This window comes from Erythrobacter sp. W302b (assembly GCF_046452395.1).
In the GTDB taxonomy this organism is placed as follows: domain Bacteria; phylum Pseudomonadota; class Alphaproteobacteria; order Sphingomonadales; family Sphingomonadaceae; genus Erythrobacter.
The window spans coordinates 1,235,160-1,261,133 of sequence record NZ_JBKFDH010000001.1 but is presented as its reverse complement, the minus strand read 5'-3'; the positions used below and the strand labels follow the sequence as shown (position 1 = coordinate 1,261,133).

The following is a 25,974-nucleotide window of genomic DNA, read 5'->3' as shown; positions in this document are numbered from 1 at the left end:
CTTGGCTATCTGGAAAGCGCCGCCCTTAGCGGGACGCCTCGCCGCTGGCTAGAGGCGTGACGGACGGGGGGTCAGGCGAGGCCGTTGCGCATCCGCCATTCGGTCAGAGCGGTGGGGGAGCGCAGGCGGATAACCGTGCCCGAATATCCCGCCAGCTTCGCCTCGGTGCGCACCCGCGGCCCGGTGTTCCAGTTCATCACGTACCAGAAGAACGCCGCATCGAAGCGTTCCGGGCAACCCTCCGGCATATCGGGGCGCGAGCGGTCGCGATGGGTGATGATGCGCTTTGCGAGCCGCCAGAGGCACAGGCGGATCGGGAAATCGAGGTAGATCACCGTGTCGGCGCGGGCGAGCCGCGGAGCGAGGGTACTGCCGTAATTGCCCTCGATCAGCCAGGCATCTTGCGCCACCACCTCAGCGAGCCGCGCATGCAGTTCGGCCTTCTCTGTCTCGACCCACCCCGCCTGCCAGCCCAGCTGATCCATGTGGACGAGCGGAAGGCGCATCAGCGGCGCCAATTCGCGGGCGAGGGTGCTCTTGCCCGATCCGCAGGGGCCGATGACGAGAACGCGGCGCATGGGCCTCAGCCCTGCATCCTCAGCGCGACATCATTCATGAAGCGCACGTCATCGCCTTTTGCCAGCCATTCGGCCTCTGCACCGATCGCGCCCAGCATGGCGACCAGATCGTCCTGCTCGTCCTTGGCGTAATTGCCGAGCACATGACCCGTGACGCGGTCCTTGTGTCCCGGATGGCCGATGCCGAGGCGGATGCGGCGATAATCGGGCGCGCCCAGATTAGCGCAGTGCTGGTCGATCGAACGCAGGCCGTTATGCCCCGCGTGCCCGCCGCCCTGCTTCACCTTGACCTTGAAAGGGGCGAGGTCGAGCTCGTCATGGAACACGGTCAGCGCATCGGTGCCCAGCTTGTAGAAGCGCAGGGCCTCACCCACCGCCCGGCCGCTTTCGTTCATGAAGGTCGCGGGTTTGAGGAGCAGCACCTTCTGGCTGCCGATCCGGCCTTCCTGCACCCAGCCCTGAAACTTGGTCTGGATCGGGCCGAAGCCATGCATATCGGCGATGACGTCCACAGCCATGAAGCCGACATTGTGCCGGTGGAGCGCATAGCGCGGTCCGGGATTTCCAAGGCCGACCCAGATCTGCATGATGTCCCCCTAGCGATCCCCCATAAAAAGCGAAACGCCGGACTTCCCGCGAAGGAAGCCCGGCGTTGTCGTGCCGAAACCGGCGCGCGGCTTACGCCACGTCGGCCTGGGTCGTGTCGCCTTCGCTGCTCTTGAGCGCGGACGGAGCGACCAGCGTGGCGATGGTGAAATCGCGGTCGGTGATCGCGCTCTTCACGCCCTTGGGCAGGGTCACGTCGCTGATGTGGATCGATTCGCCGACATCGCGGCCCGTCACGTCGATCTGGATCTCTTCCGGGATCGAGTCGCTGGCGCAGACCAGTTCAAGCTCGTGACGCACGATGTTGAGCACGCCGCCCTTCTTGAGGCCGGGCGAGGCGTCTTCGTTGACGAACACCACCGGCACCGAGACTTCGACCTTGCTGTCACCCGTCAGGCGCAGAAAGTCGACATGGGTCGGACGGTCGGTCACGGGGTGGAACGCAACATCCTTGGGCAGAGTGCGAATGGTCTTGCCACCGATCTCGATGTTGACGATCGAGTTCATGAAGTGGCCGGTCATCAGCTGACGCACCAGTTCCTTCTGCTCGACGTGGATCAGGGTGGGTTCTTCCTTGCCGCCATAAATGACAGCAGGTGTCCGACCATCGCGGCGAAGTGCTCGGGAGGCTCCCTTGCCAGCCCGTTCGCGCGCTTCAGCCGGCAGGTTCAGAGCTTCGCTCATAATCGTGCCTTTCGAATGCGTGTGTGAGAGTAGTCATTCCGCGCACCGCCTCCAGGGATGACCGGAGCGCCGAAGCGCGGGCCCTTAGAGAGAGAAGGCCTGTTTGGCAACCGCTTTGGGCTGTTGCCCTCAGGGCAGGCGCCGGAGAAGGTAGCCTTGCGCCTCCAGCAGCGCGGCAAGTCCTTCCGGCCCGACAAGATGCGCGGTGCCGACCGCGATCAAGGGGCGGGGTGTCTTTTGCAGTACCGGGACAAGCGCAGCGGCCCAGCGGCGATTGCGATCCGTCAGCAGAGCGGCGCGCAAAGCCGGATCGGCGAGAAAGCCCTCGCGGGTGGATTCTTCGATCGTCGCAGCGTCACCCGCCAGCCACGCGCGCTGGAGCCGGGAAGGGTCCTTGCGCGCAGCCTCGCTCTCCCGCACCACGGCGGCAAGCATGGTCCGCTGCTGGGCTTCAGGCAGGCGGTCAAAGATCGCAAGCTGCGCCGCAGCGCCCTCCAGCTCGCGCACCGGACGGCCGGCAAAGTCACGGATCAGTGCGCGGTCGACGCCATTGGATGGATCGCCCGTCGCATCGACCTGCGCCAGCATGATCGCCGCCGCCCAGGTTTCGACAGTGGCAAAGCGCGTGCGTTCGATCCCGCCGCGCGCCAGCACGTCGTTGAGCAAAGTGGCCAGATCGTCCGGCAGTCTCTGTTCGAGGGGAGGCAGGCCCGGCGTGGTGCTCAGGTCCGAGAAGGTTCCGGCAACGCCTTTGCCATCATCCAGTGCGGCAATCTCGACCACGAGCAGATCAGCGGCGTCAGTCGCTTGCATGATCGCGGGCGTGCGCCATGCGGTGTCATCGGGGAGGGCATGGATCGTGCCGATCATCCAGCCCTCCACCGTCCCATCGGCCGAGGCGATTTCATAGAGCAGCGGGTTGGGCGGGGCCCTGTCCGCTGCGGCATCACCGGATGCATCGCTGCATCCGGCAAGGCCAAGCAGGAGGAGGGGGGCAAGGATCGCCGCCGCGGTTTTCCGCACCGCCTTCAGCCATCCCGCCCCCTCATCCGTGGTCATTTCGGCAGCGCTCCGATCACTTCACGCGGCTGACGGTGATGCCCTTTTGCGCAAGGTAATCCTGCACGCTCTGGGCACCGGCCAGGTGACCTGCACCGACCGCGATAAACACCGTGCCGGGCGTGTCGAGCCGGGTGTCGATCCACTCGGCCCAATTGGCGTTACGGCTGTAGAGCAGGGCATTGGCAACGGCAGGATCGGTCATGCCTTCGTTCATGATCGCGGCGAGTTCATCCGCATCGCCCTCGGCCCATTCGGCGACCATCCGGTTCAGCATCGGCGCGGTCTTGTCCATGCCTTCGATGGCTTCCATCATGAAGGTGACCTGCGCGGCCTGATCCATCCCGTCAAAGATGCCGATTTGGAACTCCGCCGTCTCCAGCGCGCCCTGCGGCTTGTCAGGCACCTTCGACAGCAGCACCTTCTCCACACCCGCGCCGGGGGTGTAGCCTTGCTGCATCAGCGGGATCAGCGACATGGTGAGGCCCACCATCCAGGGCTTGAGCGGGTCGAACGCTTCGGCCGGGGCGCCCAGCTTGGCAACGGCCGCTTCGTAAGTTGCTGTCTGCTCCGACGTCAGAAGCGAACGCAAGGTGGTGCCTGCGGGCAGCATGCCCTTACTTTGGGCCAGCTGGCCCATGGCCGCTTCACTCGCCGGATCCATCGGAATTTCCGTGACGATCATGTCGGAACCCGTAAGCGCCGTAGCGATGGTGTCGTCATACCACTGGATGCCTTCGGGAAGGATGTGGACGGTGCCGAACAGATAGATCGTGGTGTCCGCATCCGCGACCTTCCACAGCGCGGGGCCCTTGCCAGCAGGTGCTGCGGCGGTTCCGGTTGCGGCATGGTTGTCCGCCAGAGCGGGGCTGGTGGACAGCAGCGCAAAGGGGGCAACGGTCAGAGCAAGCAATTTGGCAAGTTTCATCGGGAGGTTCCTTTCGGGGGTCATGAGAGTGTGGGGAAGGGCAAAGGTTGGGGCAAGGAGGATGACAGGTTTCGGCGGATCATAGCCGCCAGCGAGCAAAGATAAATGACGCAAACATCGACACATAAGCGATAGCGAAGATCCCGAAGGCATGCGGCGGCGGCACGAAGCCGCCTGCGTGAAGCACTGCCCAAACCGGGAAACCTGCCAGCACGGACACGCAGCCGCCGGTGAAGGCGATGAAGTTCTGCTCGCGCTTGTAGTCATCGATCATGCGGAAGCCGTAGAGCGGCAGGACGATGAAGGCGCCGATCAGCAGCCCCGCCAAGACGAGCGCCAGAAGCGGCGGCAGCTTGAGATCTTCCCAATTGCCGCCAAACAGGTTGCCGTTGCCCTGATCGAAGAAGCCGGTGGCCAGTCCGATCACGCCGCCAATCGCGGCGGCAAGGCCGATATAGAGCATCTGCTTGCGATTGCGCTGGCGGGTGCGCGCCTCGCCGGGACCGCTGGAGAGCGCCTCGCCCGAGGTCGCGCGGGGCCAGAGCCGCCAGATCGCGTAGAGAATGCCAGCCATGGCCAGCACTATGCCGCCGATGATGGCGACATCCCTCGCACTGGTGTTGCCACCGTCTGCCACCGCATGGACGAAGCCAACAGCCGTAGCGCCGAGGAACAGCAGCGCGATGAAGCCACCGATCACGATGGCAAAGCGGACAAGCATGGTCGCGCCTTCGGTCATCCCGGTGCCGGTGCGAGGCGGATCAAAGTTCGTCATCGAAAATCTCCTCGATCCGCATGTCGAACAGGCGGGCGATTCTGAAGGCGAGGGGGAGCGAGGGGTCGTGTTTGCCCGTCTCAATCGCGTTGACCGCCTGCCGCGAGACATCAAGCCGTCCGGCGAGCTCCGCCTGCGACCAGTCGCGTTCGGCGCGCAGGACTTTGAGGCGGTTTTTCATGAGGTCAAAAGCCCAGCGCATTGGCGATCCGGGCGGCGGCAGCGCCGAAGGCATAGCCCGCTGCGCCGATCGTCAGGATGCCGAGCATGAGCCTTATCCGGGCGTTTCTGGTAAAGACGTTCATCACCAGTCTCCTTCAGGTCAGCCTGACCAAATGTCAGGTATGCCTGACTATATGTCGCGATTCGCTGACTATGTCAAGATAACCTGACTTTATGTCGCCATCGCCTGACCTGACTTTGGCTGCTTCACGGGCTGCTGCGCTGCGGCATTGACGCAAATGGGGTGTTCGGCCATGGCGAGCCGCCATGAGTGCTGCACCCCTTTACAAGCCTGCTCCGCGCGACCCGGCGCGTTCGTTTCAGGACATGATTCTGACGCTCCACGACTTCTGGAGCGCCGAGGCGGGCTGCGTGATTCTCCAGCCCTATGACATGCGGATGGGCGCGGGCACATTCCACACGGCGACCACGCTGCGCGCGCTCGGGCCGGAGCCGTGGAATGCGGCCTTCGTGCAGCCCTGCCGCCGCCCCACCGACGGGCGTTATGGGGAAAACCCCAACCGGTTGCAGCACTACTACCAGTATCAGGTGATCCTGAAGCCTTCGCCCAGCGACATTCAGGAGCTTTACCTCAAGAGCCTCAGCGCCATCGGCATCGACCCGCTGGCGCACGACATCCGCTTCGTCGAGGACGACTGGGAATCGCCCACACTCGGCGCGTGGGGCCTTGGGTGGGAGGTCTGGTGCGACGGGATGGAGGTGACCCAGTTCACCTATTTCCAGCAGATGGGGGGCTTCGACTGCAAGCCGGTCGCGGGCGAGCTGACCTACGGGCTCGAGCGCCTTGCGATGTATATCCAGGGCGTCGACAACGTCTATGATCTGGCGTTCAACACCGCTGGCGTGACGTACGGCGAGGTGTTCCTCGAGAACGAGCGCCAGATGTCCAAGTGGAATTTCGAGGTCGCGAACACCGACGCGCTCTTCGACCTCTTCGCCAAGGCCGAGGCCGAGTGCCGCAATGCGCTGTCGGCAGGCGTCCCCATCGCCGCTTATGAACAGGCGGTCGAGGCGAGCCATGTGTTCAACCTGCTGCAAGCGCGCGGCGTGATCTCCGTCCAGGAACGCGCCAGCTACATGGGCCGGGTACGCGATCTGGCGCGGTCTTCGTGCGAGGCCTATGCGCAGAAGATGACGCCGGAATGGCAAGCCAAGTTCCCCGGGTGGAGTCTCGTCTGATGGCCGACTTCCTGCTCGAATTGCGATGCGAGGAAATCCCCGCCCGGATGCAACCGAAGGCCAAGGAGGATCTGGCGCGCCTGTTCACCGAGGCGCTGGCCAAGGCCGGTTTGCCGGTGGGCGCGATTGAAACCTTCGCCACGCCGCGCCGGTTGGCGCTGATCGCCAAGGACCTGCCGCTGGCGACCCAAGCGGTGAGCGAGGAAACCAAAGGGCCCAAGGTCGGCGCACCGCCGCAGGCGATCGAAGGGTTCCTGCGCAAGGTTGGCCTCACGGCCGAACAGCTCGTCGAGCGCGACGGGGTGTATTTCGCGGTCGTCGAAAAGCCGGGGCGTGACACCGCCGAGGTGCTCGCCGAAACCATCCCCGCGATCATCCGCACCTTCCCCTGGCCCAAGTCGATGCGCTGGGGTGCAGCCTCGCTCAGCACGGAGTCCCTGCGCTGGGTGCGCCCGCTCTCGGGCATCATCGCCCTGCTGGACGGCGCGGTTGTCCCTTGCGAGATCGACGGCATTGCCAGCGGGAGCACAACGATGGGGCACCGCTTCCATCATTCCGGCCCGGTCGAAATTGCTGACGCCGGGAGCTATATCGAAACCCTGCGCGCGGCCCATGTGGTGGTCCATTTCTCCGAACGCTGCGACCTGATCCGCGACGGCGCGGCCAAGGTCGCGGCAGAGGCGGGGCTGTCTCTGGTGGCCGATGAAGGCCTCGTGATCGAGAACGCCGGGCTCACCGAATGGCCGGTGCCGCTGCTTGGGCGGTTCGACGAGACCTTCCTCGACGTGCCGCCCGAGGTGATCCAGCTCACCGCGCGGGTGAACCAGAAGTATTTCGTGTGCCAGACGCCGGATGGCAGCCTTGCCAACGCCTTTGTTTGCACCGCCAACATCGACGCCGCCGATCCCGCCGTGGTGGTGGACGGCAACCGCAAGGTCCTCGCCGCGCGGCTGTCCGATGCCCGCTTCTTCTGGGAGCAGGACCAGAAGACCTCGCTCGCCGAGCACGCCAAGAAGCTGTCGCGCATCACCTTCCACGAGAAGCTGCGCACCGTCGCTGACAAGGTCGAGCGCGTGGCGAAGCTGGCGCGGTGGTTGGTAGAAGCTGAAATCGTGAAGCCAGTCGAGGATACCCCGCAGGCCAAGACCAAGCTGTACAATGACGTTCAGAATGCAGCTGCCTTGTGCAAGGCCGATCTCGTCACCGAGATGGTCGGCGAGTTCCCCGAATTGCAGGGCCTGATGGGCGGCTACTACGCCGCGAAGGAAGGTCTGCCGCAGGAAGTGTCGGACGCGATCCGCGATCACTACAAGCCGGTCGGGCAGGGTGACGAAGTGCCGACTGCGCCGGTGACGGTGGCGGTGTCGCTGGCGGATAAGCTGGATACGATCGTTGGTTTCTTTGCAATCGACGAGAAGCCGACTGGCTCAAAAGATCCGTTTGCTTTGCGCCGCGCAGCCCTCGGTGTCATTTCTACGGTGCTGACGAACCGACTTCGCGTTCGACTTTCAGTGCTAATCGGTGAAGCTAGTCGTGCCATCGCGCAGACGCCGTATGTTTCTGACTACATCGAAGCTGGTGCAAAGTTCAAAGGTGCGGCGATCAATCCTCGGCACGTCGGTTTCGAATCTATCGACTTCTTCGCCGACCGCCTCAAGGTCCAGCAGCGCGAGGCCGGGGTCCGCCACGATCTGATCGACGCGGTCTTCGCGCTCGGCGGGGAGGATGATCTCGTCCGTCTGCTCGCCCGCGTCCATGCGCTCCAGGCCTTCGTCACCACCGAGGACGGCACCAACCTCCTCGCGGGCTACAAGCGCGCGGCGAATATCCTCAAGAAGGAGGATTGGCGTGGCATTGAGGGGGAGATTGCCCAGACCGGCGAGGAAGACCCGCTGGCGATGGTCGATGATCCCGATCTCGCCCCGGTGATCGCCGCAAAGATGGCCGATCGCCACGCCGCAGCTGAGCATCTTTCCTACACGCCCGAACCGGCTGAAAAGGCGCTGATCGACGCGCTCGATGTCGCCGCCCCGCGCGCTGCGCAGGCGGTCGAAGCCGAACAGTTCGCCGATGCGATGGCAGCGCTCGCCACCTTGCGCGCTCCCATTGACCGGTTCTTTGAAGAGGTGACTGTCAACGACGCTGACGCGAACAAGCGCGCGGCCCGGCTGGCCCTGCTGGCGCGCTTCCGCGATGCCGTCCACCGCGTCGCCGATTTCAGCAGGATTGAAGGATAAAGGCCCCCGTTACCCTGTCCGTCCGCTTTTCAAAAAGCGCGCAATATCAAGGGGTAGAGATACATTTCGAAGCGGACACGGTGTCCGCTTTGTAACGCTTAACACCTGACCCGGGAACTGCCATGACACTGAAGACGGTCTATGTATTCGGAGGCAACGCCGACCACTCCGATCCGCGTCAGAAGGACAAGACCGTGGTCGGCGGCAAGGGCGCGAACCTTGCCGAAATGGCCAGCATCGGCCTGCCGGTGCCGCCGGGCTTCACCATCACCACCGAGGAATGCGTCGCCTATCTGAAGGACGGGGCGGATTTCTCTGATGGCTTGCGCAGCGCGGTCTCTGCCGCGCTGGCCCATGTCGAAGCGACGGTGGGCAAGACGTTCGGCGACGCGGCCGATCCGCTCTTGGTCTCGGTCCGCTCGGGCGCGCGGGTGTCGATGCCCGGGATGATGGACACCGTCCTCAACCTCGGCCTCAATGATGCGACGGTTCAGGGGCTCGCTGCCTCCTCGGGCGATGCGCGGTTTGCCTGGGACAGCTATCGCCGCTTCATCCAGATGTATTCCGACGTGGTGCTCGGGATCGATCACGGATTGTTCGAGGAAGCGCTTGAAATCGCCAAGGAAGACAAGGGCTTTTACAACGACACAGAGATGGCGGCTGAAGACTGGCAGGCGCTGGTGGCCGAGTACAACAGCATCGTCGCCGACGAATTGGGTCGCCCGTTCCCGCAGGATGTCCACGAACAGCTGTGGGGCGCGATCCGCGCGGTGTTCGACAGCTGGGACAGCGACCGCGCCAAAGTCTACAGGCGGTTGAACGACATCCCGGGCGACTGGGGCACCGCGGTGAACGTGCAGGCGATGGTGTTCGGCAACATGGGCGAAACCAGCGCCACCGGCGTCGCCTTCACCCGCGATCCGGCGACGGGCACCAGAGCCTATTACGGCGAATACCTGATCAACGCCCAAGGCGAGGACGTGGTCGCGGGCATCCGCACGCCGCAATATCTCACCAAGGCGGCGCGCGAGACAGCTGGTGCCAAGCCGCTGTCGATGGAAGAGGCGCTTCCGCAAGCCTATGCCGAACTCGCCCGCGTTTTCGATCTGCTGGAACTGCATTACAAGGATATGCAGGACATCGAATTCACCGTGGAACGCGGCAAACTGTGGATGCTCCAGACGCGCTCGGGCAAGCGGACCGCCAAGGCCGCGCTCAAGATGGCGGTCGACATGGTGGCCGAAGGGCTGATCGACGAGCGCGAGGCGGTGCGGCGGGTCGATCCGATGGCGCTGGATCAGCTGCTCCACCCGACGCTCGATCCCAAAGCCGAACGGCATGTGCTGACCACGGGGCTCCCCGCTTCGCCGGGTGCGGCGGCGGGCAAGATCGTGCTCGATGCCGATACGGCCGAGCAATGGGCCGGGCGCGGCGAGAAGGTGATTCTGGTGCGGGTCGAAACCAGCCCCGAGGACATCCACGGGATGCACGCGGCGCAAGGCATTCTGACCGCGCGCGGCGGGATGACCAGTCACGCGGCGGTGGTCGCCCGCGGCATGGGGCGGCCGTGCGTGTCTGGTGCGGGGGCCGTGTCGATCGACCGTGCCGCCCGTAAGCTCAGGATCGGCAGCACGGAGCTGAAGGAAGGCGACGCGATTACCCTCGATGGGGCGACGGGTCAGGTGATGCTCGGCATCGTTCCCACGGTCGAACCCGAGCTGGCGGGCGATTTCGGCACGCTGATGGTATGGGCCGACAAGCTGCGGCGCATGAAGGTGCGCACCAATGCCGAAACGCCCGAGGATTGCCGCATGGCGCGGCAGTTCGGCGCGGAAGGCATCGGGCTGTGCCGGACGGAACATATGTTCTTTGAAGCGTCGCGTATCTCACTGGTGCGCCAGATGATTCTGGCCGACGATGAAGCGGGACGCCGGCGCGCCTTGGAGCAACTCCTGCCCGAACAGCGCGCCGATTTCACCGCGATCTTCGAGGTGATGGCGGGTCTCCCCTGCACGATCCGCCTGCTCGATCCGCCACTGCATGAATTCCTCCCCCACGCGGACGAGGACTTCGCCGATCTGGCCGATGCGACCGGGCTGGGGGTGGATCACCTCAAGCGCCGGGCTGGCGAACTGCATGAATTCAACCCGATGCTCGGCCATCGCGGCTGCCGGCTCGGGATTACCTATCCCGAAATCTACGAGATGCAGGCCCGCGCGATCTTTGAGGCGGTGTGCGCGGTGAAAGCGTCATCGGGCGAAGCACCTTTGCCGGAGATCATGATTCCGCTGGTGGCCACCAAGCGTGAGCTCGCAATCCTGCGCGCGCTGGTAGACCAGGTGGCCGAAGCGGTGTTTGCCGAGGTCGGCACGCGGGTCGAATACCTCGTCGGCACGATGATCGAACTGCCGCGCGCCGCGCTGATGGCGGGCGAGATTGCCGAAGAAGGCGCGTTCTTCAGCTTCGGCACCAATGACCTCACGCAGACCACGCTCGGCGTCAGCCGCGATGATGCGGCGCGGTTCCTTTCTGTCTATGTCGACAAGGGCATCTTCCCGCGCGATCCCTTCGTCAGCCTTGATATCGAAGGCGTCGGCCAGTTGGTCGAACTGGCGGCAGAGCGGGGCAGGGCGACCCGGCCTGACATCAAGCTCGGCATCTGCGGCGAACATGGCGGCGATCCGGCGAGCATCGCCTTCTGTGAGAGGGTGGGCCTCGATTACGTCAGCGCCTCGCCTTACCGCGTGCCGATCGCGCGGCTTGCGGCGGCCCAGGCGGCGCTGAAGCAGGCCTAGGTTCCAGCCAGAGAGCGTCGCCCGGTCAGGGTGATGATCTCGAACCTCTCGGCTGTTTTGCCATCAGCGTCGGCGCGCGCGGCGAAGGCGGCGCGGGCACGGGCGAGGGCGGCTTTGCCCAATGGCGCGGCAGGCTTCGCAAGCGCATTGCCGAGCCCCTGATCGCGCAGATCGGCGATCAGACGGTTGAGGCTTGCGTAGCGCACCGTCAGTGTATGCGTGTCGACCACCGGGTCTTTCCATCCGGCGCGCTGGAGCAGTCCCGGCGCGGCGCGCGGATCGACCAATGGATGGATCCGCGCCGCCGGACGGTCGGGCTCGGCGGCGAACATGGCGGCGCGCAGTGCGGGAAGGCTCTGGCCGCCGATGAAATGCGCCATCACCAACCCCCCAGGGGCAAGCGCATTGCGCAGATGGATCAACGCACCGGGCAGGTCATTGATCGCATCGAGCAGGCCAAGCACGACGATAAGCTCGTACCCGCAAATGGGATGCGGCGCCTCGAGATCGAGCAAGGCGGGTTCCTCGACTGCGGCACCCCGCTGCCGAAGCGATGCCGCAAGCGCGGCGGTCGGATCGCCAAGCACCAATGCCCGCGCAGGCGAATGGCGCAGGAAGGCAAGGCGCTCCAGCGTATCCTCGATCATGTCCTCGGCGATAAAGCGCGCCGCATCGGAGGCCGCCGCGCGATGCCGCGCGCGGGCGAGGCGCTGGCCGCGGCGATGGGGGCTGAAGATCGTGGGGATCGCAGGAGCATTCATCGCCAGCGCCCTGCCGTGCTTGCCAGCGCAGTGCAAGCCGTGCGACACCTTGCGCCATGGTCGCGGTCGCACGCTTTGCCAGACATTTCGGGCCCGTGGTGGATGCGCTTTATCCGCCGCGGTGCCCCTCCTGCGGGATGGCGATTGCCAGTCAGGCGGGGCTGTGTGGCGAGTGCTGGAGCAGCCTTGAGGTGCCCACCCACGCCGACAGCGATACGGCCGCAATCCCGGTCTTTGCGGCGACCTATTACAACGAGACTTCCCGCAAGCTGGTGCTGGCTTACAAGCATGGCGGCCGGATCGCGCTGGCGCGGCTGCTCGCTCAGCTGATCGCGGCGCGCTTGCCCGAATCGCACGTGGGGCATCGGCTTCCGGTGTTGGTGCCGGTGCCGCTCCATCGCTGGCGACTGTGGCAGCGCGGGTTCAACCAGGCTGCGCTGCTGACACATGAGCTCGCACGGCTGGGAAGGGGCGAACCCCTCGTCGAAGCTTTGGTGCGGCACAAGCGCACGCCCAATCTTGGCGGGTTGGGGCGCGAGGCGCGTGAGCGGGCGCTCACCGGGGCGATCCGGCTCAATTCTGCAAGGTCGGAGCACTTGGCGGGGCGTGACGTCATACTGATCGACGATGTGCTGACCAGCGGGGCAACCAGCAGAGCCTGCATTGCGGCGATTGCCGGGGCAGGGCCCGCATCAATTTCGGTCGCCTGTTTTGCGCAGGTCGATCAGGATCACCGACTCACCCACCCATAAAACATAACGCCCGAGGTCTTTCGACCCCGGGCGCCACGTGACGAAACGGTGCGGATCCACCCTTGCGGGCTGTGGCAGCGACCCCCTAACTTCGCTGCCGGGATCCAGTCCCTATCGTTCAATCGGTCGCGCTGGCACCCCGTTGCCAGTCTGCGGCCCGATCACCCCCTGAACCTGACACCGGGCGGTGCCATTGTTCGGCGGAGAACCCCTTGCGAAGGCTCCTGACACGCTTGTTCCACGCTGTTGCATTCGGCGGAAGATCAAACCTGTGATAGGCGCATTTTTTGCGTGCGCCTGTTGTGTGCGTGCAACAATCGTCGCATGAGCGCGCCGGTTCGGACATTTATTGCGCATCGGGACGGGCCGGCGCGCATCGCCAGTCTGCGAGGAGTTTCAAGGTGACCGGCTCAACCCTGACCTCTGAAGAGCGTGAGAGCGGCGCCGTGTTCGCGCCGAAGTTTGATGCGGCCGGACTGCTCACCGCAGTGGTCGTGGATGATGCCAGCGGCGAGGTGCTGGTGGTCGCGCACATGAACGCCGAGGCGCTTGAAGCGACACTGAGCACGGGCAAGGTCCACTTCTGGTCACGCTCGCGCGGGGCCTTGTGGATGAAGGGCGAGACATCGGGCAACGTCTTGAAGGTTGCGCAGGTTCTGGTCGATTGTGATCAGGACGCGCTGGTGATCCGAGCTGTGCCTGCAGGGCCAACCTGCCACACCGGCGCACGCAGTTGCTTTTATCGGCAGATCGAATCGCGCGATGGCAAGCCGGTGCTTGTGCGGGCCTGAACTTGACGCTCACGTAAACGGAAGGTAAGAGGCGGGCATGGCTACCGCTCCTGCACCCACCGAATCCTCGGACCCCGCCCAGCACCTTCCCAAGGATCTCGCCAGCGAGCCGCGCCGCAACGGCGCGCATCTCGATCGGCCCGATGTCCACGAGCGGGAACAGTTCACGATTTCCGATCTCACGTCGGAATTCGGCTGCACCGCGCGTGCGCTGCGGTTCTATGAGGACGAGGGGCTGATCAACCCGGCCCGAGTGGGTCTCACCCGCGTCTATTCCAAGCGCGACCGCGCCCGGCTTGCCTGGATCATGCGCGCCAAGAATGTCGGGTTCAGCCTCACCGAAATCCGCGAGATGATCGACCTTTACGATCTTGACGATGGCCGCGTTGAACAGCGCCGCGTCACGATTGCCAAGTGCCGCACGCATATCGCCAAGCTCAAAGCGCAGCGCGACGATATCGATAGCTCGATCAAGGAGCTTACCGACTTCGTCGCCGAGATCGAGAAGCTCGATCTCGGTTGAGCCGATAGGCCCACTGCTACTTCAAACAAACCTGCTCACTAAAGGGATCAAGTGATGCCGACCTACACCGCCCCCACCCGCGATACGCGTTTCATCGTCAACGAAGTGCTTGATCTGGCCAGCTACGGCAATCTGCCGGGCTTCGAGAACGCCACGCCCGACATGATCGACACGGTCATCAACGAGGCCGGCAAGTTCTGCGCCGAGGTGCTCGCGCCGGTCAACCAGTCGGGCGATGAGCATGGCTGCACGCGCCATGAAGACGGCAGCGTCACCACCCCGCCGGGTTTCAAGGAAGCCTATCAGGCCTATGTCGAAAGCGGTTGGGGCACGCTTGCCCAGCCCGAGGAATTCGGCGGGCAGGGGCTGCCGCATGTGCTTGGCTTCGTGCTGGAGGAATACACCGGTACCGCCAATCAGGCCTTCGCGATGTATCCCGGCCTCACCGCCGGCGCGATCTCGGCGATCCTTGCCAAGGGCTCGGACGAGCAGAAGGCGACCTATGTCCCCAAGATGATCTCGGGCGAATGGTCGGGCACCATGAACCTGACCGAGCCGCATTGCGGCACCGATCTCGGCATGATCCGCACCAAGGCCGTGCCCAATGGCGATGGCACCTATGCGATCACCGGCACCAAGATCTTCATCTCGGCCGGCGAGCATGACCTCACCAGCAACATCATCCATCTGGTGCTGGCCAAGACCCCGGGCGCGCCCGACAGCACCAAGGGCATCTCGCTGTTCATCGTGCCCAAGTTCATCCTCGACGAGAACGGCAACCCTGCCGCCCGCAACGGCGTCACCTGCGGTTCGATCGAGAAGAAGATGGGCATCCACGGCAACGCCACGTGCCTGCTCAACTATGACGGCGCCACGGGCTACATGGTGGGCGAGGAGAACAAGGGCTTGGCCGCCATGTTCATCATGATGAACGCCGCGCGCCTCGGCGTCGGCATCCAGGGCTATGCCCAGGCCGAAGTCGCCTATCAGAACGCGGTCAACTACGCGCTCGATCGCCGTCAGGGCCGTGCGCTGACTGGCCCCGCCGATCCCGAAGCCAAGGCCGATCCGATCTTCGTCCACCCAGATGTGCGCCGGATGCTGATGGACGCCAAGGTGTTCACCGAATCGATGCGCGCCCTGTGCCTGTGGGGCGCGCTCCAGGTCGATCTCGCCCACAAGGCGCAGACCGCCGAGGAGCGCGAGCTGGCTGACCTGCTGATCGGGCTGATGACCCCGGTGATCAAGGGCTATGGCACCGACAAGGGCTATGACATCGCCAATAACATGCAGCAGGTCTTCGGCGGGCACGGCTATGTGCGCGAATGGGGCATGGAGCAGTTCGTGCGCGATAGCCGCATCGCGATGATCTACGAAGGCGCGAACGGCGTGCAGGCGATGGACCTGTGCGGCCGCAAGCTCGCCGCGGGCGGGGGCAAGGCGATCCAGGCCTTCTTCGCCATGATCGACGAGGAGATCGCTTCGGCCAAGCAGATCCCCGAACTGGCCTCGGTCGCCGAACGCCTCGAAAAGGCGCTCGGCGAGCAGAAGGCGGCGACCATGTGGTTCATGCAGAACGCGATGGCCAACCCCAACCACCTTGGCGCGGGCGCGCATCACTACATGCACATCATGGGCATCGTGACGCTGGGCTTCTTCTGGCTCAAGATGGCCAAGGTGGCGCTGAACAAACTCTCCGAGGGTTCGGACGACAAGGCCTTCTACGAAGCCAAGCTTGTCTCGGCCAACTACTACGCCGAACGCTTCCTCCCCGATGCGGGCGCGCTGCGCCGCAAGCTCGAAGCGGGCAGCGAATATATGATGAAGCTCCCGGCCGAGGCCTTTGCCACGGCGGCGTAAGTTTCAACCGCCAATGGAAAACCGAGGGGCCGTCCTGCCATCCGCAGGGCGGCCCTTGGCTTGTGTCTCCTAGCGTTCAGCCTCTTCGGCCAGCGCGTAGAGGTAGTCGACATAAGCCATGGTCACCTCATCGAGACCATAGACCTTGGGATTGGTGCTTTCGATCAGGAACCACTCATTGGGCGCATGAGCCCCGCCGCCGCGGCCAAGGCCGAATTGCGAAGCGGGCAGGTTGAGCGGCGGACCATTGAACACCACGCCCGGCCAGCTTCCGGCATTGCGTGGGCGGATGGTGTAGGGCACGCCGCTTTCGTCGAACATGCGCTTCTGGGCCCGGATCAGAATTGAGTCCTCATCGGTTTCATTCGGGCCGTAGCCACCCGAGATCGTTACCTGCACATCGTCGAACCCGCGCTTGGCGAGATGCGCCCGCAGCTTGGTGACCGCCTCGTCCTTGGTCATGTTCGGCACCAGGCGGAATTCCAGCTTGGCCTCGGCGCGGCCGGGTAGCACGGTCTTGCCGCCTTCACCGGTGTAGCCCGCGACCAACCCCTGAATATTGACCGTGGGCTGCGAGAAGAACCGCTCAAGACTGGTGACGTAGTCCTCGTCATTGATCCACCGCCCGACGCCGAGCAGCGCTTTTTCACCTGCCTCCGCGTCTGGCTTTACACTCTGCGCGATCAGCTCTTTCTGGCGAGCGGTCAGCGGCTGGACGTTGTCAAACCATCCGTCGATCGCCGGGGTATGGCCGTCATCGGCGACAAGCGTGTCGAGCGCCTTGACGAGCCGCCACGCCGGGCTTTCGATGCGGGCATGGTTGGACGAGTGGATGTCGGTCTTGGGGTACTTGTCCGACGTCTCACCGCCCACAACCAGCTGGAACTCGACCGCACCCTTGGCACCAAGCGTGATGCCCGCGCTCCCATCGCGGTTTTGATTGGCCGAGGGGATGAATACGCCGACTGCCTTGGAGAGCGCAGCCTGCACCTCTGGCACGGCGATGACCTGATCGAAATGGGTCGAGGCGACTTCCTCTTCACCTTCCGCGACCAGCACCAGATTGACGGGCAGCTTGCGCCCACTCGCCTGAATCGCCTTGATCGCGGCGAGAAACGCCATCTGCGGCCCCTTCTGGTTGACGACCCCGCGCCCGACAATGGCGGTGCCTTCGCCGGGGCGATCGACCAGTTTCGCATCGAGCGGAGGAGAGCTCCATTCCGCCGGATCGAACTGCTTCACGTCATACATGAAGTAGATGCCGACGGTGGTCTTCGCGCCGGAATCGAGGGTCGCAAAAACCGCGGGGACGCCATCGGTCGGGATGATCTTGGCCTGCTGGAACCCGGCGTAGAGCGCCAGCTTGCGCATATACTCCGCGCCTTCGGGCGTGCCGCGTTTCTCGGCGGCGATGGTGGGAAGGGCGACCCAGTCTTGCAGCGCTTTGACCGTTGCGTCCTGCTGGGCTTCAACCACTGTGACAATCGCCTCGCGATTGGGCGTTTCGGCGACCAGCGGCGTCGCCGCGAGCGCGATTGCCGCCGCCATTGTCATTCCTGCAAGTCGCCTCATCGCCAATCTCTCCCCATGCTGTGAGGACAGAGAGGTAGCAGCCGAGCTTGCTTTCGCAACGGCTATTGCGGGAAGCGGCGAGAGCTTGCCTAGTCCAGCCTGCCCATCATCCGCTGTGAGCTAGCCTTGATCTTGAGACCCTTGGCAGCGGCGGGCGCGGCGGGGCGCTCCCACAGGCTTGCCGAATTCCGAATGACGGGTCGCGGTCGTGCGGTAGCTGTAGCAGGGTCTTCCGCCGTTTTCTCGCGCACCGGCTCGGAGACGGGCTGGCGAACGGGGGTCGTCGCAGCCGGTGCCGGTGCGGCGGCGGGTTCAGGCTCAGGCTCTTCGGCCATGGGCTCGAGGGCTTCTACGACCGGTTCAAGAGCAGGGGCTGGGGGCGAGGGGGGCGGGGCGACGGGTTCGGGCGCTGGTGCAACGGCTTCGCGAACGGGTTCAGCCACTGGTGGTGCGGCGACAGGTGGAGGCGGCTCAATGGCTGCGGCCGGGGCGGGCGGTGCTGCCGGTGGTTCTTCATTGGCGGTCGCGCTGAGGATTTGCTCCGCCACCTCTTCGATTGAGCCCACCACCAACAGCGGTTGCCCGCCGACCATGCCAACGTTGGTCTGGCCGTTCTCGGCGGTGCGCAACCAGGCGATATTGCTGGCCACGACAAGATAATTGCCGCCGCGCGAATGGAGCTTGACGAATTTCATGGGTGGCGGTTCCCGGGCAGTGACGCAAGAAGCGTGATAATCCTGTGCCCGGGATAGCCCACTAGGGTTAAGGAATCGCTTTATTCCACCGGCAGGAAGTCAGGGACGGAAAGGTAGCGCTCCCCCGTGTCATAGTTGAAGCCCATGACTCGCACGCCTTGCGGCAGCTCAGGTAGCTTGCGCGCAATTGCGGCAAGGGTCGCGCCGGAGGAAATCCCGACCAGCATGCCTTCCTCACTCGCGGCGCGGCGCGCCATCTGCTTGGCTTCCTCGGCATCAACGGTAATCGCCCCGTCAATCGCGTTGGTGTGGAGGTTGCCGGGGATGAAGCCAGCCCCAATGCCCTGGATCGGGTGGGGGCCGGGCTGACCGCCGTTGATCACGGGCGAAAGCGCCGGCTCGACGCCATATGCCTTCATGCTGGGCCAGTGCTTCTTCAGCTCTTCGGCGCACCCCGTGAGGTGGCCGCCGGTGCCGACCCCGGTGATCATCACGTCGATCGGCGTGGCGGCGAAATCGGCGAGGATTTCCTGCGCGGTGGTGCGGGCGTGCACGGCGGGGTTGGCGGCGTTGTCGAACTGGCTCGGCATCCATGCGCCGGGGGTCTGCTCGACGAGCTCCTGCGCCCGCTCGATCGCGCCCTTCATGCCGCGTTCGCGCGGGGTGAGATCGAAGCTGGCGCCATAGGCCAGCATCAGGCGGCGACGCTCAATCGACATGGATTCGGGCATGACCAGCACAAGCCTGTAGCCCTTGACGGCGGCAACCATGGCGAGGCCGATCCCGGTGTTGCCGCTGGTGGGTTCGACAATGGTGCCGCCGGGCTGAAGCTTGCCGGTCGCCTCGGCATCCTCGACCATGGCGAGGGCGATGCGATCCTTGATCGAGCCGCCGGGGTTCGACCGCTCGGACTTCACCCACACCTCGTGATCCGGGAACAGGCGCGACAGGCGGATATGCGGGGTGGCGCCGATGGTGGCGAGGATGTTGTCAGCCTTCATGTCGATACCTCTCGTTTGAGCGCAGCTGGCTCGAAGCTTCTGGCGCGGCGCAGTTCGGGGAAATACCACGCCCAGACCATGGTCACGAATATCGCACCCGCGCCGCCGAATACAACCGCGCCGGTTGCGCCGAGAATGGCAGCGGCGAGCCCCGATTGCATTTCGCCCAGCTCATTGGATGCGGAGATGGCGAGGCCCGAAATCGATGACACCCGTCCCCGCTTGTCGTCAGGCGTGAACAGTTGCACCAGCGACGAGCGGATGAAGACCGAGACCATATCGACCGCGCCCATGGCAGCCAGAATCGCCAGCGACAGCAGGAAGTTGCGCGAAAAGGCGAAGGTGATCGTCAATGCCCCGAAGGCGGCAACCGCCCACAGCATCTTGAGCCCGACCTCGCGTTCAAGCGGGCGGAAACTGAGCCACAAGGCCACACTCGCCGCGCCTAGCGCTGGCGCTGCGCGCATCAAGCCGAGACCTTCCGGCCCCACAAACAGGATATCGCGCGCAAATACCGGCAGCAAAGCCGTGGCCCCCGCCAGCAGCACCGCGAACAGATCGAGCGTGATGCAGCCGAGCAGGAACCGCTCACGCCAGACATAGACCAAGCCTTCGATGATCTGCTTGAGCGGCTTGAGCCGGGGACCCTCATGCTTCGCCTTGATCGGCCGGACCGTGAGAATCAGCACCATCGCCGCGCCCAGCAATCCGGCGGACATCGCGTGCGGCAGCCAGTCTGCCTCGGCAAAGATCACCCCGCCTATCGCGGGGCCTGCAACGCTCGCAGTCTGCCACGCGATTGACGATAGGGCGATGGCGCGCGGGAGAAGGGCGGGCGGCACGATATTGGGCGCAATCGCGCTCATCGAGGGGCCGACAAACACCCGCGCTGCGCCATGCGCCGCGGCAAGGCTGAACAGGATCGGGATGTTGAGCGCATCGGCCCAGGTCGCCAGCGCCAGGATCACCGCCACACAGCCATCGATCCCGTTGGCAAAGGCCGCGACATGGCGCCGGTCGAATCGATCAGCAGCGAGGCCTGCCACAGGCGTCAGCACAAACAGCGGGATAAATTGTGCCAGCCCCAGCAAGCCCAACTGGAACGAGGCCTCGGCCACGCTCATGCCGTAATCGTCGCGTGCGACTTCGTAGAGCTGGTAGCCGAGCAGCACCACCATCGACATCGTGGCGAACACCGCCATGAAGCGGGCAAGCCAGTAACGCCGGTAATCGCCGATCTGTAGCGGAGAGGTTGGTTCGGTCACGGCTGCGCCATGGCAGGCCGCAGGGCCGCTGCCAAGCATGTGAAACTTGCGCGGCCTAAGGCTGCTCTATCGCGAGCGGCGCAGGCGCGGATTGGGTTGAAGCTGGTCGATGATGCCGACGAAATCGTCGAGCCGGATGATCCGCTCGAACTGCAAGCCCGCACGGGTATCCCGCGTCCAGATCACATAGGCCTCGATCCGGCCCACGACCGGCAGACGGATGATGATACGGTCGCCTCGCTGAAGTTGCGTGGCATTGTCGACCATGAAGCCATGGGCTGAAAGGTTGCAGACGTGCAGATGCAGATCGCCGTGCACGAAGTGCTCGACAATCGCCGGGAAATCGACCGGATGCCGCGCCGCGCGCCGCATTTCGGTAACGCTGAGATTTGCTCCACCCGTCACGTGATGCGTTCCTTCTCTCCGTCTGGGCACAAAGAGGGAATGCAGCAGAAAGGCTGACAATTCGTAAAAATTCGGAGGTTTAGCGATGCACCAGCGCGTGACGCTTTTTGCCGAGGCTGACCCGCAGCGTCTCCCCCTCCGCCGGTAGGATGAGTTGCGCAGGATCCGTTACAGTCTCACCCTCGAGCTTAACCGCACCCTCGGCGAGTTTGCGCTTGGCTTCCCCCCCTGATGCTGTGAGGCCCAGAGCGGTGAGCAGCGCGGCCAAGCGCATCCCCTCCGTGCCAACCGCAAGCGTGGGCAAATCCTCGCCCGCACCCGAGCCGGCAAAGGTTTCGCGCGCAGTAGCCTCGGCCCGGACGGCGGCATCTTCGCCGCGCACCAGCCTGGTGACTTCGTTGGCAAGCACGACCTTGGCCGAATTTATCTCTGCGCCTTCAAGCGTTTCCAGGCGATTTATCTCATCCAATGGCAGGTCGGTAAACAGCCGCAGGAACTTGCCGACATCACGATCATCGACGTTGCGCCAGTATTGCCAGAAATCATAGGCGGGCAGTTGATCCTCGTTCAGCCAAACCGCACCCGCCGCGGTTTTGCCCATCTTCGCACCGTCAGCCGTCGTCAGCAGCGGCGTGGTAAGCCCGAACAGATCGGCCCCGTCCATGCGCCGACCGAGTTCCATCCCGTTGACGATATTGCCCCACTGATCGCTTCCCCCCATTTGCAAGCGCACGCCAAGCTCACGCGACAAATGTCTGAAATCATAGCCTTGCAGGATCATGTAGTTGAATTCGAGAAAGGTCATCGGCTGCTCGCGCTCAAGCCTGAGCTTGACCGAGTCGAAGGTCAGCATCCGGTTGATGGTGAAATGCGTGCCAACCTGTTGCAGCAGTTCGATGTAGCCCAACTTGCCCAGCCAATCGTGATTGTTGACCATGACGGCATCGGTCGGCCCATCGCCGAATTTCAACAGCTTATCAAAGACAGTGAAGATCGATTGGATGTTCGCTTCGATCGTCTCGTCGGTGAGCATCTTGCGGCTCTCGTCGCGGCCGGTGGGATCGCCGATCCGGGTTGTGCCTCCGCCCATCAGCACGATCGGCTTGTGCCCGGTCTGCTGCAAGCGGCGCAGCATCATGATCTGCACCAGCGAACCGATGTGAAGCGAGGGCGCGGTTGCGTCGAACCCGATATAGCCCGGCACGATCTGCTTTGCGGCCAGGGCATCAAGCCCGGCTGCGTCGGTCAACTGATGGATGTAGCCACGCTCGTCGAGCAGGCGGAGGAGGGCTGAATCGTAAGTGCTCATGGCGCGGGGCCCTACCAGTGCGCAGGCGTGACGGGAAGTGGCTTGCCGGGGGCAGGGCGCAAGGGCAGTAACGGGTGATGCACCCGCTCATGCTCCACGTCGCCTGTGATCTCGGCCCGATCCGCGCTGTCACCGCCTCGATCACGGCCACTCCCCTCGGCTGCGAGGCGGAATTCCGGCTCGACGGGCATGTTCCGGCGATCATCGTGCCGCCGCACGCCGCGCCGGAGCGTAAGGACGATCTGTGGAAGACAACCTGTTTCGAGATTTTCTGGCAGCCACTGGGCGGCACGGCCTATCGCGAGTTCAATCTCTCACCTTCAGGACGCTGGGCCGCGTATGATTTCGACTCGTTCCGCGAAGGGATGCGTGATGCACCGGTGGATGCCATTGCCATCGCCTGCGTTCACGACGAACAGGGTCTGGCGCTGAAGGTCAGCATCGCTGCTGATCTGCCCGCGCCCGCCCAAGTCGCCCTCAACGCGATTGTCGAACATGCCGATGGCGGCAAGCAATATTGGGCCCTCGCCTTCCCGCCCGGCAAGCCGGAGTTTCACTCCGAAGCCAACCGCCAGCTAATCGTCGAACGCTAGGGCGCGGTCGCTTCCGAGCCGAACGGGCGGTTGAGCTGCACGATTTTCAGATTGAGTACGAAGGCGAAGCTGACCCACACGAAATAGGGCACGTTCAGCCAACGGGCAAAGCTGTCCCCTGCGAGGCGCGGCAGCACCACCATCAGCGAGGTCACCGACAGCCACAGGAACACATTCTCGGCGAGAGCCCAGTCGGGCCGCTTCAGCTTGAAGAACAGGGGCGACCACAGAAAATGGAGCACGAAGTTCACGATGAACAGCGCCCATACTCCGGCGCGAGCCTCAGGCGTGGGGGCTTGGGTCAAACCGATATAGAAGCTCCAGCCCGCCAGCCCGAGAATAATCGTCCAAGCGGGTCCGAACAGCCAGTCAGGCGGCTGCCACGGCGGCTTGCGCAGATTGCGATACCATTGGCCGATCTCGGTCAGCGCGCCGCCCGCGCCGCCAAGGATAATCGCCCATCCCGCGGCGATGGCTATCGGTGTCCAGTCTGTGTCCATATGTCTGTAACAAGGCGAGGGGGCGCAATGTTCCCGTCACCGCGCAAAGCGATTGCCTTTCATAACGCGCTGATCCAACGCTAGGCAGATGAAGACAGGCATCGACCGGCTGCTGGCCGACCCCGAACTCCTCCGCCAATTGCAGGGCCGCCGCGTTGCCCTGGTGGCGCATCCGGCCAGTGTGACGGCGGATCTCACCCATAGCCTCGACGCGCTGATCGCGGCGGGCGTGCCGGTGAACAGTGCCTTCGGCCCGCAGCATGGGCTGAAGGGCGACAAGCAGGACAACATGGTCGAGACCGCGGACGAGATGGACCCGCGATACGGCATCCCGATCTTCTCGCTTTATGGCGAGGTGCGCCGCCCCACCGGCCAGATGATGTCGAGCGCGGATGTATTCCTGTTCGACCTTCAGGATCTGGGCTGCCGGATCTACACCTTCGTCACCACGCTGCTCTATCTGCTTGAGGAAGCCGCCAAGGCGGGCAAGGAAGTGTGGGTGCTGGATCGCCCCAATCCCGCCGGCCGCCCGGTCGAAGGGACGCTGCTGGTGCCGGGGCAGGAGAGCTTTGTCGGCGCCGCGCCGATGCCCATGCGCCACGGCCTCACCATGGGGGAGATGGGCCACTGGTTCATCGAGCATTTCAGTCTCGACGTCGCCTACAAGGTGGTGGCGATGGAGGGCTGGGAGCCAGACGCCATGCCGGGCTTCGGGTGGCCGACGTCACGCCTGTGGATCAACCCTTCGCCCAATGCCGCCAATGTGAACATGGCGCGCTGCTATGCTGGCACCGTGATGCTGGAAGGCACCACGCTGTCAGAGGGCCGCGGCACCACGCGGCCCTTGGAGGTGCTGTTCGGCGCGCCCGATATTGACGCGGGCGGTGTGCTGAAGGTCATGCGAAAGCTCGCGCCCCAGTGGCTTGAGGGCTGCGCGATCCGGGAATGCTGGTTCGAGCCGACCTTCCACAAGCACAAAGGTATGCTCTGTAATGCATTGATGATTCATGCAGAAAATACCTTCTACGATCACGCTGCTTTCAAGCCGTGGCGGCTTCAGGCCTTGGCATTCAAGGCGATCCGACTGCTCTATCCCGATTACCCGTTGTGGCGCGATTTCCCTTACGAATACGAACTCGACCGGCTCGCAATTGACGTCATCAACGGCGGCCCGGGCTTGCGGGAATGGGTCGACAATCCGGGTTCGACGCCGGACGAGCTTGACGCCATGACGTCACATGACGAAGCCGCCTGGATTGCCGCAGTGCGGCCGCACCTGCTTTACTGATTGACGTCATTCCAGTCATTGCGGCGTCAATGCGCCGGCGATGACCGGGCAATGCTACAACAACGGATGGCGGATGAACCGTCACCGATGGGAGAGAACACGACATGGCAACCACGGCGGGCACCGCCTCCGGCACGCAATCGGTCAGGATCACCCTGTGGATCCTGCTGGTCGTCTATGTCTTCAATTTCATCGACCGCCAGATCGTCAACATTCTGGCCGAGCCGATTGCCCGCGACCTTGACCTCAGCGACACTCAGATCGGGTTGATGACGGGACTGGCCTTTGCGCTGTTCTACACGGTTCTCGGCATCCCCATCGCGCGCTTTGCCGATCGCGGGACGACGAGCCGGCCCAAGGTGATCGCGCTCGCCCTGGCGGTCTGGTCGGCGATGACGGCGCTGTGCGGGCTGGCGCAGAACTTTGCGCAGCTGCTGCTCGCCCGCATCGGCGTAGGGGTAGGCGAGGCGGGGTGCACGCCGCCGGCGCACTCGCTGATCAGCGACATGGTGCCACCCGAAAAGCGCGCTTCGGCGCTCGCCTTCTACTCGCTCGGCATTCCGGTCGGAACGCTCTTGGGCATGATGATTGGCGGGACGCTCGCCGATTATGTCGGTTGGCGCGAGGCGTTCGTGATTGTCGGCCTGCCGGGCGTCGCGCTCGCCTTGGTGGTGCTGCTCGTGATCAAGGACCCCCGGCACAGCGATGCGGCCGCGATTCTGCGCGGCAAGAGCCAACCCGCCGCCCTGCCGCTGGGACAGGCGGTGGCGGAGGTCATGCGGTCGCGCGCTTTCGTGCTGCTGCTGATTGCCGGGTCGGCCGCGTCATTTCTGGCTTATGGCAAGACGACCTGGACCACGATCTTCTTCCAGCGCACCCATGAACTGACCCCGGGGCAGGTGGGGCTGTGGTTCGGGCTGCTGGGCGGGGTCGCGGGTATTCTCGGCACATGGGCGGGCGGCTATCTCGCCGACCGGTTCGGTGCGATCAACCGCCGCCACGTGCTGAGCGCCCCCGCGATCGGCATGGCGCTCGCCGTTCCGATCGCGATCGCAGCCTATCACGCCCCGAGCTGGCCCTTGGCCCTGGCACTGCTGTTCATCCCGACGGTGTTCAACTCGTTCTACTACGGCCCGACCTATTCCGCCGCACAGGGCCTCGTGCCGGTCCGCGCGCGGGCCATTGCGGCAGCGAGCCTACTGTTCTTCCAGAACCTGATCGGGCTGGGGCTGGGGCCCTTGTTCTTCGGGATGCTTTCGGACTGGCTGCAACCAAGCTTCGGCGCGGATTCGGTGCGTTATGTGCTTTACGGCGCGGCGGTGCTAGGGCTGGTGCCGGCGTTCTTCTTCTGGCGGTGCAGCCTGCATCTGGACGCCGAGCTGGACCAGAAGGACGGCTAGTCTGGCGCGCGGGCAGGCTGCACCAGCGTCACCAGCAAGCCGCTGAACAGCAGGAACGCGTCGAGCCACATCCGCCAGCCCGTGCGGGGATCGAAGGCTTCGCGTTTGAGGTGGACGGCTTCCAAGCGGGTGTGGCGGGGTAACGCATCCTCTAACCGTCACCCTGAAACAAGTT

At 64.3% G+C, this 25,974-nt stretch carries 26 protein-coding genes; 10 read left to right on the top strand and 16 right to left on the bottom strand.

Annotated features, from left to right (window positions below; genetic code table 11):
* Nucleotides 1-71 precede the first annotated feature (71 nt).
* The 7 genes from ACLBKT_RS06120 to ACLBKT_RS06090 all read right to left on the bottom strand — a co-directional run bounded on the left by ACLBKT_RS06120 (nt 72) and on the right by ACLBKT_RS06090 (nt 4,811).
* Nucleotides 72-578 carry a topology modulation protein gene (locus ACLBKT_RS06120; protein WP_410182060.1) on the bottom strand — a complete coding sequence of 169 codons (507 nt, stop codon included), beginning with the start codon at nt 576-578 and terminating at the stop codon, nt 72-74.
* Nucleotides 579-583: 5 nt separating this feature from the next.
* Complete coding sequence (gene pth / locus ACLBKT_RS06115; RefSeq protein ID WP_410182059.1) at nt 584-1,165, bottom strand: aminoacyl-tRNA hydrolase; 582 nt, start codon at nt 1,163-1,165, stop codon at nt 584-586.
* Between the two features lie 91 nt (nt 1,166-1,256).
* Complete coding sequence (locus tag ACLBKT_RS06110) at nt 1,257-1,868, bottom strand: 50S ribosomal protein L25/general stress protein Ctc (RefSeq protein WP_410182058.1); 612 nt, start codon at nt 1,866-1,868, stop codon at nt 1,257-1,259.
* A gap of 129 nt (nt 1,869-1,997) precedes the next feature.
* Entirely contained in the window at nt 1,998-2,927 is a 930-nt protein-coding gene (locus ACLBKT_RS06105) for a TraB/GumN family protein (RefSeq protein WP_410182057.1), read from the bottom strand.
* A gap of 16 nt (nt 2,928-2,943) precedes the next feature.
* Complete coding sequence (locus tag ACLBKT_RS06100) at nt 2,944-3,855, bottom strand: TraB/GumN family protein (RefSeq protein ID WP_410182056.1); 912 nt, start codon at nt 3,853-3,855, stop codon at nt 2,944-2,946.
* A 79-nt stretch (nt 3,856-3,934) separates the two neighbouring features.
* Nucleotides 3,935-4,630, bottom strand: coding sequence for a hypothetical protein (locus ACLBKT_RS06095; protein ID WP_410182055.1), 696 nt, complete (start codon nt 4,628-4,630; stop codon nt 3,935-3,937).
* Nucleotides 4,617-4,811, bottom strand: coding sequence for a helix-turn-helix transcriptional regulator (locus ACLBKT_RS06090; protein ID WP_086607507.1), 195 nt, complete (start codon nt 4,809-4,811; stop codon nt 4,617-4,619). Before ACLBKT_RS06090 ends, ACLBKT_RS06095 begins: the two co-directional genes overlap by 14 nt.
* 308 nt (nt 4,812-5,119) lie before the next feature.
* Here ACLBKT_RS06090 and ACLBKT_RS06085 point away from each other — a divergent pair, with 308 nt between their 5' ends.
* The 3 genes from ACLBKT_RS06085 (at nt 5,120) to ppdK (ending at nt 11,084) form a co-directional block, all read left to right on the top strand.
* Nucleotides 5,120-6,052: a glycine--tRNA ligase subunit alpha gene (locus ACLBKT_RS06085; RefSeq protein ID WP_410182054.1), complete on the top strand. Its 933-nt coding sequence runs from the start codon at nt 5,120-5,122 to the stop codon at nt 6,050-6,052.
* Complete coding sequence (gene glyS, locus ACLBKT_RS06080; protein ID WP_410182053.1) at nt 6,052-8,289, top strand: glycine--tRNA ligase subunit beta; 2,238 nt, start codon at nt 6,052-6,054, stop codon at nt 8,287-8,289. The genes ACLBKT_RS06085 and glyS overlap by 1 nt, the downstream gene beginning before the upstream one ends.
* Before the next feature lie 122 nt (nt 8,290-8,411).
* Entirely contained in the window at nt 8,412-11,084 is a 2,673-nt protein-coding gene (gene ppdK, locus ACLBKT_RS06075) for a pyruvate, phosphate dikinase (protein WP_410182052.1), read from the top strand.
* On the opposite strand, the gene ACLBKT_RS06070 is transcribed toward ppdK, so the two are convergent.
* Nucleotides 11,081-11,845: a methyltransferase gene (locus ACLBKT_RS06070; protein ID WP_410182051.1), complete on the bottom strand. Its 765-nt coding sequence runs from the start codon at nt 11,843-11,845 to the stop codon at nt 11,081-11,083. The two genes, ppdK and ACLBKT_RS06070, sit on opposite strands and share 4 nt — an antisense overlap.
* Nucleotides 11,846-11,901: 56 nt before the next feature.
* Between ACLBKT_RS06070 and ACLBKT_RS06065 the strand changes: the two genes are divergently transcribed.
* The 4 genes from ACLBKT_RS06065 to ACLBKT_RS06050 all read left to right on the top strand — a co-directional run bounded on the left by ACLBKT_RS06065 (nt 11,902) and on the right by ACLBKT_RS06050 (nt 15,771).
* Nucleotides 11,902-12,597 carry a ComF family protein gene (locus tag ACLBKT_RS06065; RefSeq protein ID WP_410182050.1) on the top strand — a complete coding sequence of 232 codons (696 nt, stop codon included), beginning with the start codon at nt 11,902-11,904 and terminating at the stop codon, nt 12,595-12,597.
* Nucleotides 12,598-12,998: 401 nt separating this feature from the next.
* Entirely contained in the window at nt 12,999-13,388 is a 390-nt protein-coding gene (gene hisI / locus ACLBKT_RS06060; protein ID WP_410182049.1) for a phosphoribosyl-AMP cyclohydrolase, read from the top strand.
* Nucleotides 13,389-13,425: 37 nt separating this feature from the next.
* Nucleotides 13,426-13,911 carry a MerR family transcriptional regulator gene (locus ACLBKT_RS06055; RefSeq protein ID WP_410182048.1) on the top strand — a complete coding sequence of 162 codons (486 nt, stop codon included), beginning with the start codon at nt 13,426-13,428 and terminating at the stop codon, nt 13,909-13,911.
* A gap of 54 nt (nt 13,912-13,965) precedes the next feature.
* The gene (locus ACLBKT_RS06050; RefSeq protein WP_410182047.1) at nt 13,966-15,771 is read left to right on the top strand and encodes an acyl-CoA dehydrogenase C-terminal domain-containing protein; all 1,806 of its coding nucleotides are present in this window, start codon (nt 13,966-13,968) and stop codon (nt 15,769-15,771) included.
* Nucleotides 15,772-15,840: 69 nt separating this feature from the next.
* Here ACLBKT_RS06050 and ACLBKT_RS06045 read toward each other — a convergent pair whose 3' ends face one another.
* The 6 genes from ACLBKT_RS06045 to tyrS all read right to left on the bottom strand — a co-directional run bounded on the left by ACLBKT_RS06045 (nt 15,841) and on the right by tyrS (nt 22,018).
* Nucleotides 15,841-17,319: a M20/M25/M40 family metallo-hydrolase gene (locus ACLBKT_RS06045; RefSeq protein WP_410182046.1), complete on the bottom strand. Its 1,479-nt coding sequence runs from the start codon at nt 17,317-17,319 to the stop codon at nt 15,841-15,843.
* 113 nt (nt 17,320-17,432) lie between these two features.
* The gene (locus ACLBKT_RS06040) at nt 17,433-18,038 is read right to left on the bottom strand and encodes a hypothetical protein (RefSeq protein WP_410182045.1); all 606 of its coding nucleotides are present in this window, start codon (nt 18,036-18,038) and stop codon (nt 17,433-17,435) included.
* An 80-nt stretch (nt 18,039-18,118) separates the two neighbouring features.
* Complete coding sequence (cysK, locus tag ACLBKT_RS06035) at nt 18,119-19,039, bottom strand: cysteine synthase A (RefSeq protein WP_410182044.1); 921 nt, start codon at nt 19,037-19,039, stop codon at nt 18,119-18,121.
* Complete coding sequence (locus ACLBKT_RS06030; protein WP_410182043.1) at nt 19,036-20,343, bottom strand: MFS transporter; 1,308 nt, start codon at nt 20,341-20,343, stop codon at nt 19,036-19,038. Before ACLBKT_RS06030 ends, cysK begins: the two co-directional genes overlap by 4 nt.
* A gap of 27 nt (nt 20,344-20,370) precedes the next feature.
* Nucleotides 20,371-20,709: a PilZ domain-containing protein gene (locus tag ACLBKT_RS06025; RefSeq protein ID WP_410182042.1), complete on the bottom strand. Its 339-nt coding sequence runs from the start codon at nt 20,707-20,709 to the stop codon at nt 20,371-20,373.
* Nucleotides 20,710-20,788: 79 nt separating this feature from the next.
* Nucleotides 20,789-22,018, bottom strand: a complete 1,230-nt coding sequence (tyrS, locus tag ACLBKT_RS06020; RefSeq protein WP_410182041.1) for a tyrosine--tRNA ligase — start codon at nt 22,016-22,018, stop codon at nt 20,789-20,791.
* Nucleotides 22,019-22,095: 77 nt separating this feature from the next.
* Here tyrS and ACLBKT_RS06015 point away from each other — a divergent pair, with 77 nt between their 5' ends.
* Nucleotides 22,096-22,611: a DOMON-like domain-containing protein gene (locus tag ACLBKT_RS06015; protein ID WP_410182040.1), complete on the top strand. Its 516-nt coding sequence runs from the start codon at nt 22,096-22,098 to the stop codon at nt 22,609-22,611.
* On the opposite strand, the gene ACLBKT_RS06010 is transcribed toward ACLBKT_RS06015, so the two are convergent.
* Complete coding sequence (locus tag ACLBKT_RS06010; RefSeq protein ID WP_410182039.1) at nt 22,608-23,111, bottom strand: TspO/MBR family protein; 504 nt, start codon at nt 23,109-23,111, stop codon at nt 22,608-22,610. The two genes, ACLBKT_RS06015 and ACLBKT_RS06010, sit on opposite strands and share 4 nt — an antisense overlap.
* 88 nt (nt 23,112-23,199) lie before the next feature.
* Here ACLBKT_RS06010 and ACLBKT_RS06005 point away from each other — a divergent pair, with 88 nt between their 5' ends.
* Nucleotides 23,200-24,399, top strand: coding sequence for an exo-beta-N-acetylmuramidase NamZ domain-containing protein (locus ACLBKT_RS06005; RefSeq protein ID WP_410182038.1), 1,200 nt, complete (start codon nt 23,200-23,202; stop codon nt 24,397-24,399).
* A 104-nt stretch (nt 24,400-24,503) separates the two neighbouring features.
* Nucleotides 24,504-25,799 (top strand): spinster family MFS transporter, encoded by a 1,296-nt coding sequence (locus tag ACLBKT_RS06000; protein ID WP_410182037.1) that lies wholly within the window; start codon nt 24,504-24,506, stop codon nt 25,797-25,799.
* Here ACLBKT_RS06000 and ACLBKT_RS05995 read toward each other — a convergent pair.
* Nucleotides 25,796-25,924: a hypothetical protein gene (locus ACLBKT_RS05995; protein ID WP_410182036.1), complete on the bottom strand. Its 129-nt coding sequence runs from the start codon at nt 25,922-25,924 to the stop codon at nt 25,796-25,798. The two genes, ACLBKT_RS06000 and ACLBKT_RS05995, sit on opposite strands and share 4 nt — an antisense overlap.
* Between the last annotated feature and the right edge of the window lie 50 nt (nt 25,925-25,974).

Coding starts and splice junctions, on each gene's coding strand:
- ACLBKT_RS06000 (WP_410182037.1), top strand. CDS start 24,504: ATGGCAACCACGGCGGGCACCGCCTCCGGCACGCAATCGGTCAGGATC.
- ACLBKT_RS06045 (WP_410182046.1), bottom strand. CDS start 17,319: ATGGCGGCGGCAATCGCGCTCGCGGCGACGCCGCTGGTCGCCGAAACG.
- pth (WP_410182059.1), bottom strand. CDS start 1,165: ATGCAGATCTGGGTCGGCCTTGGAAATCCCGGACCGCGCTATGCGCTC.
- ACLBKT_RS06070 (WP_410182051.1), bottom strand. CDS start 11,845: ATGAATGCTCCTGCGATCCCCACGATCTTCAGCCCCCATCGCCGCGGC.
- ACLBKT_RS06005 (WP_410182038.1), top strand. CDS start 23,200: ATGAAGACAGGCATCGACCGGCTGCTGGCCGACCCCGAACTCCTCCGC.
- ACLBKT_RS06090 (WP_086607507.1), bottom strand. CDS start 4,811: ATGAAAAACCGCCTCAAAGTCCTGCGCGCCGAACGCGACTGGTCGCAG.
- ACLBKT_RS06120 (WP_410182060.1), bottom strand. CDS start 578: ATGCGCCGCGTTCTCGTCATCGGCCCCTGCGGATCGGGCAAGAGCACC.
- ACLBKT_RS06030 (WP_410182043.1), bottom strand. CDS start 20,343: ATGCTTGGCAGCGGCCCTGCGGCCTGCCATGGCGCAGCCGTGACCGAA.
- ACLBKT_RS06105 (WP_410182057.1), bottom strand. CDS start 2,927: ATGACCACGGATGAGGGGGCGGGATGGCTGAAGGCGGTGCGGAAAACC.
- ACLBKT_RS06095 (WP_410182055.1), bottom strand. CDS start 4,630: ATGACGAACTTTGATCCGCCTCGCACCGGCACCGGGATGACCGAAGGC.
- ACLBKT_RS06085 (WP_410182054.1), top strand. CDS start 5,120: ATGAGTGCTGCACCCCTTTACAAGCCTGCTCCGCGCGACCCGGCGCGT.
- glyS (WP_410182053.1), top strand. CDS start 6,052: ATGGCCGACTTCCTGCTCGAATTGCGATGCGAGGAAATCCCCGCCCGG.
- ACLBKT_RS06050 (WP_410182047.1), top strand. CDS start 13,966: ATGCCGACCTACACCGCCCCCACCCGCGATACGCGTTTCATCGTCAAC.
- ACLBKT_RS06010 (WP_410182039.1), bottom strand. CDS start 23,111: ATGGACACAGACTGGACACCGATAGCCATCGCCGCGGGATGGGCGATT.
- tyrS (WP_410182041.1), bottom strand. CDS start 22,018: ATGAGCACTTACGATTCAGCCCTCCTCCGCCTGCTCGACGAGCGTGGC.
- ACLBKT_RS06015 (WP_410182040.1), top strand. CDS start 22,096: ATGCACCCGCTCATGCTCCACGTCGCCTGTGATCTCGGCCCGATCCGC.
- ACLBKT_RS06065 (WP_410182050.1), top strand. CDS start 11,902: ATGGTCGCGGTCGCACGCTTTGCCAGACATTTCGGGCCCGTGGTGGAT.
- ppdK (WP_410182052.1), top strand. CDS start 8,412: ATGACACTGAAGACGGTCTATGTATTCGGAGGCAACGCCGACCACTCC.
- ACLBKT_RS06100 (WP_410182056.1), bottom strand. CDS start 3,855: ATGAAACTTGCCAAATTGCTTGCTCTGACCGTTGCCCCCTTTGCGCTG.
- ACLBKT_RS06110 (WP_410182058.1), bottom strand. CDS start 1,868: ATGAGCGAAGCTCTGAACCTGCCGGCTGAAGCGCGCGAACGGGCTGGC.
- ACLBKT_RS06055 (WP_410182048.1), top strand. CDS start 13,426: ATGGCTACCGCTCCTGCACCCACCGAATCCTCGGACCCCGCCCAGCAC.
- ACLBKT_RS06040 (WP_410182045.1), bottom strand. CDS start 18,038: ATGAAATTCGTCAAGCTCCATTCGCGCGGCGGCAATTATCTTGTCGTG.
- cysK (WP_410182044.1), bottom strand. CDS start 19,039: ATGAAGGCTGACAACATCCTCGCCACCATCGGCGCCACCCCGCATATC.